Raw genomic sequence first — 15,745 nt, forward strand, 5'->3', positions numbered from 1 at the left:
TTTTCAGCGCCTTGCGATGGGGCTTGCCAGATTTTTAAAGAGCGCATGAGCTGCCTTACGACTCTAGTCCAAAAGTGCCTGAATGGGTACCCACAATGGCTTTTCCTGAAGTAAGCCCTCTCCTGCGGGCAGTGGATTGGGGCCGTAGAAGTATACGGTGGGAGGCGTCGGCAGCGGGTAGATGCGAATGTCGTCCTGTTTGTCGTGGATTTGTGCGCGCAGTTGTTCGACGCTTTGGTCCAGTTCGCGCCGGGTCAGACACGGGGCGAGAAACACGGAATACTGGATGGGCACGGCGATGCCGCTGACCAGGCGGTGCACGCGCCGCCAGCGGCGGGCATCGGCGATGTCGTAGGCGATCAGATAGCCGCGGGCATCGTATTCGGACATATCGAATTCTTGCGCACTCAAAATCCACGTTCGACATGCTCCGCCGCGCTGCGCAGCAGGTCGCTGATGCAGCGATGCAAAAGGCCGGTGATCTGTCCACGTTGATGCTCGAGTTCGTGGAGCGTCCACGGCCCGCCTGAGGACAGCGGACGGGTCTGGTCCGCCGCGCGCGCGTGGAACATGAGCAGGACAAGGCTGCGCAGGTCGGCAGCCAGCGGGGCACATCGGCCATCGTCGAGGATGTAGCGCGCACGGAGTCGTCGCTCCTGGATGCACTCGGCCACAAGACCGGCAATGGCAGCGGACAGCAGGGCGCGTTCCGGCGGCAACGGCGGCACAGACCGCAGGTGGTGGATGAATTGTCGTCGTAGCCGTTCGCGAGCCATGCGTGCTGCGCGTGATGACACGCCAGTCTCAACCTGGCTGAGCGCCAGGGCACGGGCGTGACGTAACCAGTCGTCGTAATAGGTGCCCGATACCGGCAGGGCGAAGAATTCATCGAGCAGGTCAGCGGGAGGGGCCGTAGCGGTCGTTTCAGGGAGGAGTTGTGCCCGTATTTGGCCTTGGTTATCGACAAAAACGATGGGATGGGCCTGAATCAGCGCTGCGCGCAGGGCGCCGGGGTCGAGCACGACGTGGGTCGAGTCCAGAATCAACCGGCTGACGCGGGCAAACGGGCAACGCGCCGGAGATCGATCCTGTAGCTTGACGAGGTAGGCCGTGGCATCAGCAGCAAGGGTAGCCGGCCCGGTGGGGAACAGGTACAGCGGCTGGGCATCGGGCGCACGCCGCACTGGAGCAGGGATGGCGTTCATGTGCCGTGCTCCGCGGTTGCGGTATGGGCACGCAGTATCCGCACCAGGGCGCGTGTGTAGCGACGCAGGCGACGGCTCCACTGAGCCGTGGCGGTTTCGTGGGCCTGGTAGAAGATCGCACGCCCGGCTTTACCGAGCAGGACGGCGCCGCCATCGCGCGAGAAGTGTTCGGCACGAAGCTGGCGCTCGGCAAACAGGCGCCAGACCCAGTGATCCACTTCGGCGCGCACGGGTTCGATGAGGTCGCAGGCCAGAGATTCCCGGCCATAGGCCAGATCGTGGAAGAAACCGAGGGAGGGGTCCAGTCCATGGGCATGGGCAAGACGCACGGCCTCGAAGTGCAGCAGGGTGTATGCGAGGGAAAGCACGGCGTTGACCGGGTCCCGAGGGGGACGGCGGTTGCGCTCCGTAAAGCCAAGTTCGGAGGCAAACAGTTGGGTGTACGCAGCAAAGTAAGCAGCGGCCGCAGCACCTTCGATACCCCGCAGGGTTTGAATTGATCGCGCATCCTCAGCCAGGCTCTGCCGAAGTCGGGCGAGCCGCTCCAGAGCCTGCGTCAGCGGATAGCGCAGATCGCCGCGCAGCGTCAGGGCGTGCCCAAGCACGATGCGGCAGCGCTGGATCTTGGCGCGCACCAATACGCGCGAAAGACGCAGGCAAAAGTCTGCGTCTTCGCAGGCGCGGTATTGAGCCAGTCTCACCGAGGCATCGGCATGCGGCAGTCCCAGCACCAGCGCGGTGCGGCGGGCGTGCCGGGGCGAGAGAATGAGGGTGGCCACCCCGGCTTCGGCCAGCGCTCCAAGCACGGTGCTGTCCAGGCGCACCTTGCTTTGAATCACAGCGCGTTCGAGCAGCGCCACGGGCAGGCGCTGCAGGCGCTCGCCCTGACGCTCGATGATCAGCGTATCCGCTTCGGCACGCAGCTCGAGGTCTTTTTGGTCCAGCCAGAGGGTGGCCATGGCTTCAGCCGAAATAGAAAAACTGCCCGGTCTGCGGCGGCTGGGCGCGCCCCAGGGTGAACACGCGTGCGCGCGGATCCAGATGCATCAGCAGCATGCGATCTTCTGCCGGGTCGAGCAGAACCGTGGAGTCGGCGATCAGTGCCTTGCGTTCGGCCTGGGAGAGCGGGCATTCGTGCACGGACTTCTGCCCGCCCAGCGAGTAAGCGCCAACACACTGTAAGACGCGATGGAGGCGCTCTGGATCGCGCACATCGTAGGCCACGAGGAACAGTTGACGGCTGATCACGATGCGGTCTGCTGTGCGGACTCCGTCTGTGCCACAATGCGGTAGCGGCCCAGGCCAAAGGTTGCGCCGCTACCGGCGTGGATGAGTTGACCCAGCCAGAGGTAAGGCCACAGGGCGGGGAGTTGCGCCCCGCGCAGGTCGAGCCGGCCGGCAAGCCCAAACCACGGCGCGTTGCGCCCGGGGCGTTGCAGGCGTCGCCTGCTCAGTTCGGCGTGCACCGAAATCCGCCGGGCGTCCTGCATGAGCGCGGCGAAGTCGGCGGTCCATTCGACGCCGCCATGGAAGTACGCCATCAAGGAAATACGGCGCAGCAGGTTGCCGAACAGATCGGCAAATTCGAAATGCTGCGGATCGGCATAGCGGCCCTGGTGCTTGACGCGCAGGGGCGCAAGCAGCTCGATGCGGCAGGCCGGCGGCGCCGGCGGAATCTGCGGCTCGATCAGAGGTGCCGGCGAGCGATGATGGGCCAAGGTGCCCCAGTGCGGCTCAGCATCCGCGGAAAAAGCCGTGGCGTGTTCCAGCGCGGCGAGCCGCGGGTGTTTCCGGGCATTGCGCGCAAGCGCCACCGCCGCCTGCTCGAGCGCGGCAATGAAAACGGCCAGAGTGTCATTGGCCTTGCCGATCAGCACGAATTCCACGGCAGCATCGCCGGCAGGATGCAGGACGTAAGGATGCGGCGCGGATTCGTACTTGCGCATGACCACGGCATCCCGCGGCGGCGGGGTGAACCAAAGGTATGCGAACGGGCATTCGTGATAGAGCGGGCAGGCCTTGCAGTTCGCAAGCCCGGTCACGCAGTACTGGCGCTTGAGCGCCGGACCTAGCGCGCGGCGCCAGGCATCGCCCGCGAGATCAGACTTGGCGCTGCCACGCACGACCGCTTCGGAAAAACGCGCCCGATAGCGTGCAAGGCGCAGAGAAATGCGGGTACCGAGGCCTGAGTCTGCCGTGTAGTCCATAAGACCATCCTGTCCGGGAAACCGGAAGTCCGGAGAGAACGGAAAGCTTGCCGAAAAGCGAGGTGCGCGGGGAATGCGCGTAGTCTGCGCCACGACCATCGAGCAACACGGATCGACAGAGGCATCGACATGAACCTGTATACGCAGATCTTCCGCGGCACGCTTGTGGCCTTTGCGCTGGCGCTGCCGATGCTCGCCCAAAGCGCGGGCAAGAAAGAACCGCTGATGCTGTTCGGCACGCCACTCAAGGACGCCACGCGCGCGCAGTTGCGCCAGACGCTGGCCAAGGCGGGCTTGGGTGTCCAGTCTGAAGATGATCGCGAACCCTGCGATCGATACAAGGTCAATGGCCAGCTCAGCGAGGCGAGCGAGTTGCTCGTGTGCTACACCAGAGGCGACAACCGCTTTGCATTCGCCACGTACACGCTGCCCTCGTTCATGGACGTTCAGCAGGTTCAACGGGTGATCGACCGCGTAAGCGCCAAGTACGGGCCGCCTTCCGAGCAGCATGGCACGGTAGCCGTGGGCGCGGTCACTGCGGTGTGGCATATGCCGGGAGGGACAGCGGTGGCAGTCACCCGCGACTGGCCGGACACGACGACAAAGCTCATACTCGCCGACACCGCAGCCACCAACAAGTTTTCCGCGCAAATCGAAGCCGAAGAAAAGAGCGAGCTCGAGCGGCAGGCCCTCAAGGAGGGTAACGCCTACTGAGCCCGGCCAAGCCGCATGATCCGGGCGTTGCCCTCGGCCCGCGCGCGGCGGAAAATCCCCGCCGGGAATCCGCAAGAGCGGACAGGGAGATGGCGCATCCTGCTCCAGAGAAGACCACTACGGGCGGCGCAAAGATTCATCGGCCACAGGCCGGGCAAGAGCCGGAGCGCCCCATCGCACCGCACGAGTATCCCCGGCGCGTGCTTTTGTGCCTGACGGGCCTGTCGCCTGCAGTGGTGACGGAAACGCTCTACGCCCTGCTCAGGCGCACGCCCGCGTTCGTGCCTACCGAGATCGTGCTGCTGACGACGAGCAAGGGCAAAAAACTGGCCGAGGAGGGGCTGGTCGGCGGTGCGCAGGACCGCATCCGCGCGGTGTTTGCCCAAAGTGTCCATGCCAACGCCGGCATGTATCCAGCCTCCGTGCAGATCCGCGTCCTGCCGGGCAGCGACCAGGCGCCACTGGAGGATATTCGCAATGCGGCCGACAGCGTCGCGGTTGGCGATTTCATCGTCGGTTGCGTGCGCGAGCTGGCCAGCGATCCGCGGTGCGCGATCCACGCCTCGCTCGCCGGCGGGCGCAAGACGATGGGCTATTACCTGGGTACGGCGATGGCGCTGTATGGCCGCGCTCAGGATAGCCTGAGCCATGTATTGATCAGCGCCCCCTTCGACACCTTGCCGGAGTTTTATTTTCCGCAACCCGGGTTAAAACTCGCCCTGCCCGGCGGCGGCACGGTGGATACCGGCAGCGCGCAGGTGGATCTGGTGGATCTGCCGTTCGTGCGCATGGGCGCGGATCCAAACGGCACGTCCAGGCGCACCCCACCGAGCTTCTCCGAAACCGTGGCGCGCCGCGCGCGCATGCTGGAGCCACGCCGACTGGAATTCGCACCGGAAGATGGCATGGTGCGTATCGGCCGATCGCGCCTGGAGCTGCACCTGCCGCCGCTGCAGCTTGCGCTGTACTGGCTGATCGCACGCCTCTGGAAGCGTGGGGATCCCATCCAACGCAAGAATCTGCCGCTCGATGAATTCCAGCGCTGCCTCAACGGGTGCAGCGCGCGCCATGCACCCTGCGGCACCGGCGTCCAGGATCCGCAGGATTTGATCAACCAGTTCGACCGCACCCTGGCACGCCTCAACGCTGCACTCGGCCGGATCCTGGACGAGGACTCGCCGTATCATGTGCGCCGACTCGAAAACCGCAGCGGGCGCTACGGTCTGGGGCTAGCCTCGCACGAGATCATCGAGCCGGAAGAGGCTGCTCAGCCGTTTTGATCGGGCTGGATAAGGACTGGATCCGGCATTTCCTTGCGCTCGATTTTCCCGATGATTCGATCCAGGGCCCGGCGCATCGAGGGTTCATCGAGCAGCGTCCGTTGCACCTCGCCGACGGTTCCCCGCGTGCCGTGAGCGAGCTGGTTGCGCAGGTTCTTCAGCAGGAAATAATCATCTTTGTCTTTCCTGCAAGCGGCCGCCTTGAGGGTTTCTTCGTATTCCCTGCGCTTGGCATCCCGCGCATCGAAATCTTCGATGCGGACTCCATGGATGCGGCAAACCGCCGTGATCACCGCTTCGAAGGCATAAAGCGTCGCGCGCAGATAATCGCGCCGCTCCAACGCAAGCCGCGCCAGACGGATCTGCTTTTCGGACTGGCTCTCTCCGTCGAGCCAGGCCAGGCGTTCGTCGATCGCCGGTAGCAGCAAGGCGCCCTCGGGCGCAAGCTGGGCCGTCTTAAGTGCGGAACGCGCGCGCCGCAGCTCACCCGTTGCGGCGGTAAGATTCAAGGTGTTTTCGTAATACGCCGCCTTGCGCAAGTTCTCGCAACTGTGCTCGGCCAATCCTGCCGAGCGCAGCAAGGGTTCGAGAATGCCGTAATCACCGTCTTTTTCGAAGCGGGCGAACGTTTGTATGGCGTCTGCGATTCTCAGCAGCCCAGACAGATCGAGCACCGGCGCATCTCCGGTGTCTGGATCAAAGCTGCCGTACCAGATGCCTTCGATGCGCGCCTTGCGCACCAGTTGCAGATGCAGGGCCGACAGCAAGGCGAGCATCGGCAAATGCCGAAAACCGTGGGTGACATCCAGATGCACGCAGTCTTGCTGGTTCACCTGCTCGGCCATCGCCTGCAGGATACCGGCCTGCTCGCCGAGATCGCGCGCGTAGGGAATGATGCGCAGACAGACCTGGCAGCCCCAGGCGTCGTTGAGCAACGGCGCCATGGCGTCGAGCTGGGACTGCGTCGCTTCCTGACGCTGAACCGCCTCGATAAGCGCCAGCCGCTGCGCCTCGCCCGCTTCGAGCGTGGTGTCCCGCTCGAACAAATGATCCCACATACTGCCCACGGTGCCGAGAACCACCACGCGCTGCGGACGCAGGCGCTGAACCAAAGCCCAACCCAAGAAGGCAACCGACTGCGTCGGTGAGCCGTCGGGGAAACGGTACGTCGTGGTGCGATAGCCTTTTTCGTCTCTGGGAGCGCGGCCCAGGAATGTAATCAATACGATGCCCATGGTTTGCATTACGCCTGGGGACGGCCTCTCAATTCATCCGCAGAGGTTCCAGCGGACCGAAATTCTGATAAGAGCCCTGCTCGAAGTGATAGAGCAGAACCCGTGGACCATTGGACAGTTCGGCACCGGCGATCATCGCCGAGACATCAGGGCCGGCATGAAAGCAGTGAATCACGTCCACGCCAGCATCCTGTAGCCGCCGTACGGCACTGCGCAGATCGCGGGCAAAATCGGCTGTGTGCTCCGGCATGAGCATCGAATCGCGTTTGACCACTTGTCTGCGATCGCTGGGAATCGCGGCCAGCGCCGGGTTGGAGGCGAGATAGCGCTCAACCGCAACGCGGACGTCGCGCCCGGCCAGTTGATCAATGATCAGCACTCCGGGACGCGCGCCCGGTGTTTGGGAGATTTCCCGTAGCCAGCGCCGACGCCGACGCTGGATACCGAACGTCACCTGCCACCATGTCCAGAAAATCGGCACGGCCACAACCAGCCCGACGACGATGCCGATGCGATCGACGAGAGTCCACCAAGATTCAACGCTCACGGAGAGTCCTCGATACCCTGCACAGGCTTCGGGGCATTGACGGAACGCACCTGATATTCCTCCAGCCGTGCCCCGCAGGCCTCGAGCTCCGCGACGGAAAGCTCACGTCCGCGCCAGGCTTCCGGGACATCCAGCGAGAGGTTGAAATACCGCGCGCCCCGGGCGCAGGCCTGGGCGATCAAATGCACCGGCAGCGTGCCGACGATCACATCGCCAGGCCGGATCTCATCGAGCTCCAGATGCGTCACATGCCGCGCATCCGCATATCCGTGCGCGGCGAGCCACTCAACCGCGCCGGAATGTCGGGAAACCAGCCAGGTGGTCATGACGTGCTTCGCAGCTTATTGAGCCCCAGTTTTTTGCGCTCGTCCTTGATATCAACCTGAACCACCTTGGGCAGCCATTCTTCGACCGCATCTGCCGCAGCACATCGGTCCTCGGTGGACCACCCTTGCGCAGCTTGGACAAGCCGGCGGGCGCGGTTGTGTTCCTCGCCATTGGGACGAACGGGCCTACCGCGCAATTGCTCGTAACGCTTTTGCATGTAATCGCAGAAGTCCTGGATGGCGCGCTGGGCCTCGGTCATCGCCGCGCACTGCGCCGCACGCGCCCGTTCATCAGCTTGCACCTTGCGTTCTGCCTCAGCCTCTTGATCACGCTGCATGGCGCCGTAACCCACCGCCGTCTTGGCACCAAACCCAAGCCACGCGAACGCGTGCCCGAACGCAGCTTCGAGCAGAACCTGCCAGCGCGGGCGGCCGTTCGTGATCTCCAGCAGATCGGGCGCATCACTTGTGCGGTTTTGGGTCAGCTGCTTAAGGTGTCGCATATCGCACACGACGTGAAAGGCAAAGCGCGAACCCGGCGGGACGGTAAGAAACGCGATCGGGGTTGGCTGCCCGGAGTCGTGGGGATTGACCGGAATGAGGCTGTCTCGGTGGTCTTTCTTCCACTGGTAATAGTGCGACTGGTGCGGGGTCATGATCTCGACCATAAGACTGTCGCCCTTGATGTCAGGAATGACGTCCCAGAAGGAAAGCACCCCGCGCACGGCGTTTGAGTCGCCCGAGAGCGGCTCGCGGCCAAAGAGGACATCCAGAACAGAAAGCCGGATACGGGATTTGTTTTTGCCCGATCCGATCTCGATTTCGTAAGCAGGCTGGTCAAACCCTCCCCAGCCGCGAGCGTTTTCCCACAGCCCTTGCGCAAGCTCTTGCGCCGCTCGGCGCAGCACGCCTTTGACCCCGCTGCCGGGCAGGTAGGGCAGACCATAGGGCCAGAGGAACGAGAAGCCGTTTTCCAGGGGGTGCTCGTTGCCCAGCCCGGTGGTGAAGGGGGCGGTGGCAGTCGCGTGGAGACAAAGCAGTGACTCGGGCTGACAGAATTGCACAAGCGCTGCCTGCCTCGCGGCGAGAGCAGAGAGCCGGTCTCGATCGGCTTTGCACAAGCATCTCGCATCGGTGAGCGCACTCGTCTTGTTTTCCACTTTGACCTCTCGCTCCTGCCGCGCCTGTCCTCGAACCTCGTAATCAAGATCATAGGTCTGCCAGAGCAGCGCGCGGGTGCGTCGGTTGATCCCCCAGAGCTTGAGGCACATCCCAAACCGCATCCCTGGCGAAGCATCCTTGAAATCCTGGCCCATGTAGGCGGGTACGGCAGCAATCGGCATGGCTAGACCCCTGTGTTACGTTGTCTTACATTCATGCGAAAGGAGATTGGTGCAATGTCCACGACCTTGACGATCCGGCTCGATGACAAGCTCGACGCAGAGCTCACCCGGCTGGCAAAAGAGACCCATCGCACGAAAAGCGATCTCGTGCGCGGTTTTATTCGACAGCAGATGGCCCGGGCTGAGCTGCGCCGCACGCAAGCGCTTCTGCGACCGTATGCCGAGCGTGCGGGATATCTGACCGATGAAGACTTCTTCCACGATTTCTCGTGAGGGTCTTTCTCGACACCAACGTGTGGCTTGCCGCACGTTTCGGGCGCGGGCTGTGCGCCGAGTTGCTGGAACTGCTCGTTGCCAACGAGGCAGAACTCCTCGTCGATGCACAGGTGCTGAGCGAGTTTCGCCGCATCGCGGCAAACAAGTTCGGTGTCCCCGAACCTGTCCTTCGCAAGGCCGAGCGTTTCTTTGCCGAGTTCGTCACGCTCGTGCCCTCTGCCCCGAGGCCGCTGGCCGGAGTCGCCGACCCTGATGACGCGCCCATCGTAGCCGCCGCGCTCGCCGCCAGCGCCGATCTTTTCGTCACCGGTGACAAGGCGCTCATCGCGCTGGGCGCCGTGGAGACCATGCCCATCGTCGAGCCGCGCGCGGCGTACCTCCGGCTGCGCGGGCTGGCTTGATGTCGTGATTCCCATCCCATTCACCCCAGGCGCGCGCTCGCCATCTGCCGCAGCCATTTGAGCCAGGCGAAGGCTTCGGCGGTGATCGTTTGGTAGGTTCGCGGGTCCGCTTTCATCAGCGCTTGCATGAAGGGTTCGAAGTCGGACGACGGGAGTGCGTTCGGGAAGCGGCGCGCAAGCCAGCGCTGGAGGTCTTCGGCCACACGGCCGTAGTGGAGGCCGGCTTCCTTCTGGCCTTTTTCGTGGCAGAACGCGAGAACCTGCATGAGGCCCGAGTTCATGATCAGGGCCGGCATACCTTTGGCAAACTTCGCGTGCTTCTCCGTGTAGTTGGCAGAGGCATTCCATGCATCCTGCGCGCGTCGTTGTTCCAGTGTGGCCATCTCAATCTCCTCCGACGACTTTCGCAACCACCAATCCCCGCCCCGTCGTGGCATCGCCGCCAATCTGCAGCAACCTGCCGCCGATGACGGTCTTGAGCTGGGTCATCACCGCCTCGGCCCGCAGCTCGTTGTCTTTGCCCTGCCCCGTCCGCGTTTGGCTCGTGAGCAACGGCGCAACGAGCAGCGACTCAGGCGGCAGGTTTTCGGTGTAGAACAACCCTCCGTCATCAGCGGTGCCGGTTTCGTCATTGATGCGCACGTGCGGCTCGACCAGCATCGCGTGCTCGGAAAAGTAGGCGAAGTCGGTGTCGGAGAGCACCACGAGGTCGGTCTTGAGTTTTTCGCGGAAGAAGGCGTAGGCCTTGTCTTCCGGCAGCGCGTGTTGGGCAAGCCACGCCCCGATTGCTTTGGCCGCCGCGCTGTCGTTGTCCTTCGCGGTGTATTCGAAGGCTTCGAGGTGCAGTACGGACACGTCTTTTGTTCGTACCGTCGCCAGCGCCGGGTTGGCCAGCAGGCAGTGGCCTTCCTCGACCGCAGGCAGGGCGGGCCAGTCGCATTTCAGGTTGATCAACTTCAACAGCCGCCGCGCGCGCTCGATGGCCGTGGGGCAGGTGGCGTACACATAGCCACCCTTGAGCGAGCGGACGGGCAGCAGAACGGTCTGTGCATCCCCGAAGCTGATGGCCCCTGCGTGCAGCTCTGTGCTGCCGGATTCAGGGCCGAATAGGCGCGTGAGGTGATCCTTGTCTCCACCGAGTGCCTCCCAGGCATGCCGCACCGCACCTTTGATGCCGGAGCCGGCAAAGCAGGGATGCCCGGTGTGGCGCTCGCGCTGGATGGGGTTGTCGATGACCCCGATGGCCTGACCGGCGCCCAAGTGCACGGGGCTGACGGCGTAGAGGAAGACGGCTGCATGCTTCTCAAACATGGTCTAGAATCTCCTGAACTTGGTCATGTTGTGGATCCGCTCGTCATGGAAATAGTCAATATTCACGAGGCGAAGGCCCATCTGTCCGAATACCTCGCCCGCGTGGAAGCCGGCGAGACGATCGTGATCGCGCGGCGCAACAAGCCGGTGGCGGAGCTGCGGCCCGCATCCAAGCCAGCGCCCGAAAAGCGGCGCCCGATCGGGCTGGCGAAGGGATTGATCGAAATCGCGCCTGACGCCTTTGCGCCCATGAGCGAGGAAGAACTGGCGGATTGGTACGAAATCCGGCCCGACGATCCGTTGCACCCGAACTGGAAGGGTTGACGCGCGCGATGTACTTGCTCGATACCTGCACGCTGCTGTGGTGGCTGGCCGAACCGGACCGCTTGCCGCCCAAGGTCCGGGACACCATCAGCGACCCCGCCATCGCCATCGTGGTCAGCGTGGTCACATTGTGGGAGGTTCTGGTCAAGGTGCGCCTCGGCAAAATCCGCATCCGTACCGAAGGCGATGAACCCTATGCCTTTCTGGTGAAGACTCTCGATGCTTCGGGCTTTGAAAGACGCCCCCTGCTGGAGCAGGACTTGCGACACTTGACCCATCTGCCTGTGCTGCACCGCGACCCCTTCGACCGCATGCTGATCTGCCAGGCGATCGAGGGCGCGCTGACGCTGGTGACGCCAGACCCCACCATCCAGCGCTATCCGATCCGAACGCTTTGGGTGTGAATGCATCGTGTTAGCTCCAGAGAGCAAGCGCTGCACGGTTGAAGCCTTCGGCGCGGCGCGGGTTCGTAGCGTGGTCTTCGTCCGTCCACAGGCCGAGATTGACAAGCTCGCGCAGGGCCTGTGCGGTGACGCCTTCGCCGAGTTCCAGCCAGTACACGCTGCCGGTGGGCGCCACGCGCTGTGCGGGCTTGGGCCGCCTGTGCGCAAGGTCCCAGCCGGAGACGACTTCGGCGCGGGGCACGGCGGCGCAGACGATGTGGCCGCGCACGCCGTGCAGTTCGAAGCGCACGCCGCTGTCCGACGCGTCGCCGGTACCGGTGGGCAGCCAGCCGCGCTCGAAGATGCCGGGGCTGACGAGCACCAAGCGGCAGCGGCGCGCTTGGGCGATGGCGTCGTAGTCAGGCTCGGGCCAGTGCAGTTGCACCGAGTGCAAAGCAGCGGCGCGGCCATCGCCGCCCAGCCGCACGGTGCCAGTGGTGGGCGGCTCGGCCCCTGCCACGCGGGCAACGAAGCCCACACCGGGCTTGAGCGCCACCGCCTGCATGGAAAATAGTTTGCCGTCCTCGGCACGGCGGCGCGCAGCGTCCAGCCCCACGCCGACGCGATGATCGAACGACCACAGCGCGCTCGACTTGACCAGGTCTTCGGCTGCCGGCGTTTCGCCGCGCAGGTATTTGCGCCAGCCGGATTCGGTGAGCCAATAGCCGCTTGCAGGCTTGCTGCGCTCGGCTTCGGCCAGCACCGGCAGCAGCGGCAACGGGGCCGAGCTCGCAATCCCCTCGCCCTTCGGGACAGAGGTGGGGGTAAGGGACTTGACTTGGATCGGGCCTTTCTCAGGCTCGCTGATGACCAGATCCGCCGGCGGTTGCATCAAGAGCTCCACCCGGCCATCGGCCGCGCGGCGCGCCACGTGAAAGGCGACCACGCTAAAAGGCCCCGGCTTTTGCGGGCTGCCCAGTGCCGGGTGTTCGACCTGCCCGCGCGCAAACGCCGCCAAATCCACGCCCGCATCGGCCAGCATGCGGCTGCGCAGCGCGCCAGCGGCCACCGACGGCCACGGCGGCACCAGCGCCTCGCCAAAGCTGCCCGGGTCGCCGAAGAGCTTGTTGCCGCGCAGGAACAGGACGTCCAGGGGTTCGAGAAAAAGGGCGCTCATGCTTGGCCTCCGCTGCGGGTCTCACGGGCTAAAAACTCGGCCACAGTCAAAAAGTTCTCCAGCCACTGCCGACCGTTGTGTGGCTGCGCCGCGGCCAGCCGGGCCAGTCGCTGGGCCAGAGAGGCTGCGCGCGGGTCGCTGCCCGACTGCCGCGCAAGTTGGTACGCCAGCAGACGCTCCAGCATCTCCGGGTTGCTTTGGGGCTCGGGCAAGTCGCGCAGCCATTCGAGCGTGTGATAGACGGCGCGGCGCGAGGTGTCCTCCGCGCGCAGGAAGGCGATCAGTTCGTTGAGGAGCGCCACCGGCTCGCCCCATTGGGCCGTGAGGTAGAGGGCCCCGCCCGAGCGCTTGAGCACGGTGATGGAAAACGCATCGCGCCCACCTTCGCCCTTGGCGCGTTTTTCTGCGCTGCGCAGCTCGCGCAGCACGGCCGAAAGTGGAGCCTGGTGGTGGGCGATGATGGCGCCGCAGGAGGCCGTGGCGTGCTCACCCATCATGCGCATGACCTGCAGCCGTTGCCTCTTCTTGAGTGCGGCAAAGCCCTGCTGCAGCGTCAATCCTTGCCATACACCGCCCTCATGGTCAGAATCGACACCGGAATACGCGTGGCGCAGCCGCTGCATGCACGACAGCAGGTCCGCCACCGGCAGCATGGCCAGCACATCGTCGCCACCGGCGTAGATGACGCGCCCCAGGTGTTCTTCTTCCACCACGTGGCGCACGACGGTTTGCGAGAAGTCGTTGAGCGCGCCGGAAATTGCAAGGTGGCGGTTGGGGGAGATGGGGCGCTTTTGATCGCCATACTGCCTGAGGAGCGGTTGCTGGGCGGCGCGTTGATCGAAGCCTTTCTGCACCTGGGGATGGAAGCTCGCGCGGAAGAGGATGGCGGTCTTTTCGTCGCCCGAGAGGATGGCGCCCATCCTGTCGCCGTCCATCATGAGCAGTGCGTAGTAGGTTTCGAGGCGGATTTTGTCCTTGCTGCCACGCCCGTGCGCGAGCGTGGCCTCGACAAGGCGCTTTGCGTTTTCGTAGGCCTTGTCGTCTTCGGCGTCCCGCGCGTCATCGAGCAGCGCAGGGATCCGCTTGGCATCGGCAAGCGCCGGGTTTGCAGCATGACGGCGCACAAGCCGCCGTGGCAGTGCGGCGGTCTCGGCCGGCTTGAGCCGGTTACTCAGACCCTCGGCGGTGAGGCCACCGCGTTCGAGCCACTGATCGAGCTGGTAGGCAAGCGCCATGGTGTGGGTGGAGACGACGAAGCGGCCGATGTCTTTTTTCTCCCCCTTCTCACCCGCCGCCAGTGCCCGGCCCACTTCTTCAGCGAAAACCGTCGGCCACAGGCGTTTGATGGCGGACAGCGCGCCGAGATGTTCGCCTTCTTTGGCCCAGGCGGGCTTGGCCTTGGCCACGCGTGTCCAGAGGGTGTCCTGGCGCTGCCCCGCGGGTTGTGTGAGTTGGCTGCGGTCGGTGGTGAGCCACTCGGCCTCACCGCTCAGGGAATCGCGCCAGCCTTCCTGTTTGATTTGTTCGAAGGGGCGCACCGCCTTGGCTGCGGCCAGCACGCGCTCGGCGAGGTCATACACCGCTGGGTACAGCACGCCCGGGTTGGGGACAAAAAACGTCGTGCCGTCGTTCCAGTCGATTTCTTTTTGCAGCACTTGCCATGCCGGCGTAGCAAGAAAGCCGCAGGGCTGGCCGGGCTCGACGCCGAAAAACGGTGCCATCGCTTCGGACAGACCGCCGATGTCGAGGTCGGTTTGCTTGTCCGGGTTGCCTGGTTTGATCAAGGCAAACGGCACGGATGCCCAGTGCACCTCGGGGAAGCCCGCAAGCTGCGCTTTCATCTGCTCGTAAGGAGTCGTCGTCGCCTCGACGTCGTAGCCTCCCGCGTGCAAGAGGCGCGAGACCACATCGCGCCCGAGGTCGTTCAGCCACTGTCGCACGGCGCGGGTGCAAGCCTCGGCGATGTCCTTGCCCTGTCTGGCGGGCACCACCGCCACGAAACGATTGGGAAGCGCCGCCGAAAACAGCGGATTGGCATCGGCGCCGCCCTGCATCCAGTCGCTGTCCGCGAAGAGGCTGTCCGGCAGGCCCATGCGGTCGCGCAGCCAAAGATCCACCTGCGGGATGCCACGCAGCCGCGGAAACAGAATGGCATCCGGCCCCAGCCGCTCGCACACCGGTTGCATCACCTCCCACGCCAGCCGGGAGAGCAAATGCGAGCCGGCCCACAAGTCGTCCATCTTGCGCGCGGCAGCAATGAAAGGCTGTACCGGCCCGATAGACAGCGCCAGCAAGGCCACCTCGCCCTGCGGGTCGGCGACGAAAGCACCTGCGAATGCCGAAGTCAGATCGAGATGGTCCCAGATCGAATGGTCCGGAATGCGTGTGTCGGCGGGCAGCAGCCCCCATAGGGCACCCAGTTTGCCGTTGTCGGCTTCTTCGGTCAGTTCCGGGCCGAAACGCCAGAACGCCAGCAGCAGCTTGCGCCAGTCGGGGCTGGTTTCCTCTTTTGCACCGAGTGCGGCTACGAGCCGTGAGAAATGATCGAAGCTGCGCTGCTTGATGTCCGCGATATCCGTATCCGACAAACCGCCGTGTTGGCCAAGGTCATACTGCGCGCCGGTCAGCGGATGCACGAGCACCGGATTCTTGGCCCAGCGCACTTGCGCCCAGTTGGCCACCGCCAGGGTTTTCTGCTCACCGGATTTCGTCGTGACGGTGATTTCCTGCAGCGGGAACTGCGGCCTATCGGCCGCCGCGGCCCACCAGTCGGCGCGCTGGATATGCCGGTACATCTCCAGCGGCAAGCCTTTTTTGAAGAGCGTTCTGACCAGCGCTTCGTCGTTGTCGGGGTCGATGTTCTCGGCCAGCCGATCGAAGCCGAGCAGCCGCCGGAGCGCGCGCGAAGTGCCGTTTTCGTGGCCCGCCGGGTCGCGCAGCAGCACCAGCGCCTTCTCCGCCGGATCGTGCAGCCGCGCGGCGAGTTTGGTTTGCCAGAGAAGTTCGTGGGTCATCG

The 15,745-nt window shown here is 64.4% G+C and carries 19 protein-coding genes; 6 read left to right on the plus strand and 13 right to left on the minus strand.

Annotation, left to right across the window (positions count from 1 at the left end):
* Positions 1-63 precede the first annotated feature (63 nt).
* From cas2 to cas6, 5 genes are read right to left on the minus strand one after another with little or no spacing between them, the layout of a single operon-like run.
* Entirely contained in the window at positions 64-390 is a 327-nt protein-coding gene (gene cas2, locus BMZ48_RS12990; protein WP_159431101.1) for a CRISPR-associated endonuclease Cas2, read from the minus strand.
* Positions 391-407: 17 nt separating this feature from the next.
* On the minus strand, positions 408-1,184 hold the full coding sequence (locus BMZ48_RS12995) for a hypothetical protein (RefSeq protein ID WP_234981550.1): 777 nt from the start codon (positions 1,182-1,184) through the stop codon (positions 408-410).
* A gap of 17 nt (positions 1,185-1,201) precedes the next feature.
* A complete protein-coding gene (gene cas1, locus BMZ48_RS06435; protein WP_091533104.1) occupies positions 1,202-2,164 on the minus strand; it encodes a CRISPR-associated endonuclease Cas1 in 963 nt (320 codons plus the stop codon).
* Between the two features lie 4 nt (positions 2,165-2,168).
* On the minus strand, positions 2,169-2,453 hold the full coding sequence (locus BMZ48_RS06440; RefSeq protein WP_091533106.1) for a CRISPR-associated endonuclease Cas2: 285 nt from the start codon (positions 2,451-2,453) through the stop codon (positions 2,169-2,171).
* Positions 2,450-3,412, minus strand: coding sequence for a CRISPR system precrRNA processing endoribonuclease RAMP protein Cas6 (gene cas6 / locus BMZ48_RS13000; protein ID WP_159431103.1), 963 nt, complete (start codon positions 3,410-3,412; stop codon positions 2,450-2,452). The genes BMZ48_RS06440 and cas6 overlap by 4 nt, the downstream gene beginning before the upstream one ends.
* A 129-nt stretch (positions 3,413-3,541) precedes the next feature.
* Between cas6 and BMZ48_RS13005 the strand changes: the two genes are divergently transcribed.
* A complete protein-coding gene (locus tag BMZ48_RS13005; RefSeq protein ID WP_159431104.1) occupies positions 3,542-4,126 on the plus strand; it encodes a hypothetical protein in 585 nt (194 codons plus the stop codon).
* Between the two features lie 89 nt (positions 4,127-4,215).
* On the plus strand, positions 4,216-5,406 hold the full coding sequence (gene csm6, locus BMZ48_RS06450) for a CRISPR-associated ring nuclease Csm6 (RefSeq protein WP_091533110.1): 1,191 nt from the start codon (positions 4,216-4,218) through the stop codon (positions 5,404-5,406).
* Here csm6 and csx2 read toward each other — a convergent pair.
* Genes csx2 through cmr6 form a run of 4 tightly spaced genes read right to left on the minus strand, consistent with a single transcriptional unit; the run spans position 5,394 to position 8,857 of the window.
* Positions 5,394-6,641, minus strand: coding sequence for a TIGR02221 family CRISPR-associated protein (gene csx2, locus BMZ48_RS06455; protein WP_159431106.1), 1,248 nt, complete (start codon positions 6,639-6,641; stop codon positions 5,394-5,396). The two genes, csm6 and csx2, sit on opposite strands and share 13 nt — an antisense overlap.
* Positions 6,642-6,669: 28 nt before the next feature.
* The gene (locus BMZ48_RS06460; RefSeq protein WP_091533114.1) at positions 6,670-7,188 is read right to left on the minus strand and encodes a hypothetical protein; all 519 of its coding nucleotides are present in this window, start codon (positions 7,186-7,188) and stop codon (positions 6,670-6,672) included.
* Positions 7,185-7,514, minus strand: a complete 330-nt coding sequence (csx16, locus tag BMZ48_RS06465; protein WP_091533115.1) for a CRISPR-associated protein Csx16 — start codon at positions 7,512-7,514, stop codon at positions 7,185-7,187. The genes BMZ48_RS06460 and csx16 overlap by 4 nt, the downstream gene beginning before the upstream one ends.
* A complete protein-coding gene (gene cmr6, locus BMZ48_RS06470) occupies positions 7,511-8,857 on the minus strand; it encodes a type III-B CRISPR module RAMP protein Cmr6 (protein WP_143383644.1) in 1,347 nt (448 codons plus the stop codon). Before cmr6 ends, csx16 begins: the two co-directional genes overlap by 4 nt.
* A gap of 54 nt (positions 8,858-8,911) precedes the next feature.
* Between cmr6 and BMZ48_RS06475 the strand changes: the two genes are divergently transcribed.
* Both BMZ48_RS06475 and BMZ48_RS06480 read left to right on the plus strand, forming a co-directional pair.
* A complete protein-coding gene (locus BMZ48_RS06475; protein WP_159431107.1) occupies positions 8,912-9,130 on the plus strand; it encodes a CopG family ribbon-helix-helix protein in 219 nt (72 codons plus the stop codon).
* The gene (locus BMZ48_RS06480) at positions 9,127-9,534 is read left to right on the plus strand and encodes a putative toxin-antitoxin system toxin component, PIN family (RefSeq protein WP_091533119.1); all 408 of its coding nucleotides are present in this window, start codon (positions 9,127-9,129) and stop codon (positions 9,532-9,534) included. Before BMZ48_RS06475 ends, BMZ48_RS06480 begins: the two co-directional genes overlap by 4 nt.
* 20 nt (positions 9,535-9,554) lie before the next feature.
* On the opposite strand, the gene cmr5 is transcribed toward BMZ48_RS06480, so the two are convergent.
* A complete protein-coding gene (gene cmr5, locus BMZ48_RS06485) occupies positions 9,555-9,917 on the minus strand; it encodes a type III-B CRISPR module-associated protein Cmr5 (RefSeq protein ID WP_091533121.1) in 363 nt (120 codons plus the stop codon).
* A 1-nt stretch (position 9,918) separates the two neighbouring features.
* On the minus strand, positions 9,919-10,800 hold the full coding sequence (gene cmr4 / locus BMZ48_RS06490; protein WP_234981551.1) for a type III-B CRISPR module RAMP protein Cmr4: 882 nt from the start codon (positions 10,798-10,800) through the stop codon (positions 9,919-9,921).
* Here cmr4 and BMZ48_RS13175 point away from each other — a divergent pair.
* Both BMZ48_RS13175 and BMZ48_RS06500 read left to right on the plus strand, forming a co-directional pair.
* Positions 10,687-11,169: a type II toxin-antitoxin system Phd/YefM family antitoxin gene (locus tag BMZ48_RS13175; RefSeq protein ID WP_234981552.1), complete on the plus strand. Its 483-nt coding sequence runs from the start codon at positions 10,687-10,689 to the stop codon at positions 11,167-11,169. The genes cmr4 and BMZ48_RS13175 overlap by 114 nt on opposite strands.
* 8 nt (positions 11,170-11,177) lie before the next feature.
* The gene (locus BMZ48_RS06500) at positions 11,178-11,573 is read left to right on the plus strand and encodes a type II toxin-antitoxin system VapC family toxin (protein WP_091533124.1); all 396 of its coding nucleotides are present in this window, start codon (positions 11,178-11,180) and stop codon (positions 11,571-11,573) included.
* A gap of 10 nt (positions 11,574-11,583) precedes the next feature.
* Here the strand turns inward: BMZ48_RS06500 and BMZ48_RS06505 are convergent, their stop codons facing one another.
* Positions 11,584-12,729, minus strand: coding sequence for a type III-B CRISPR module-associated protein Cmr3 (locus BMZ48_RS06505; RefSeq protein WP_091533126.1), 1,146 nt, complete (start codon positions 12,727-12,729; stop codon positions 11,584-11,586).
* Complete coding sequence (gene cas10 / locus BMZ48_RS06510; RefSeq protein ID WP_091533128.1) at positions 12,726-15,743, minus strand: type III-B CRISPR-associated protein Cas10/Cmr2; 3,018 nt, start codon at positions 15,741-15,743, stop codon at positions 12,726-12,728. Before cas10 ends, BMZ48_RS06505 begins: the two co-directional genes overlap by 4 nt.
* Positions 15,744-15,745: the final 2 nt, after the last annotated feature.

Origin of the sequence: Fontimonas thermophila (assembly GCF_900113085.1) — a bacterium.
GTDB classification, from domain to species: domain Bacteria; phylum Pseudomonadota; class Gammaproteobacteria; order Nevskiales; family Nevskiaceae; genus Solimonas; species Solimonas thermophila.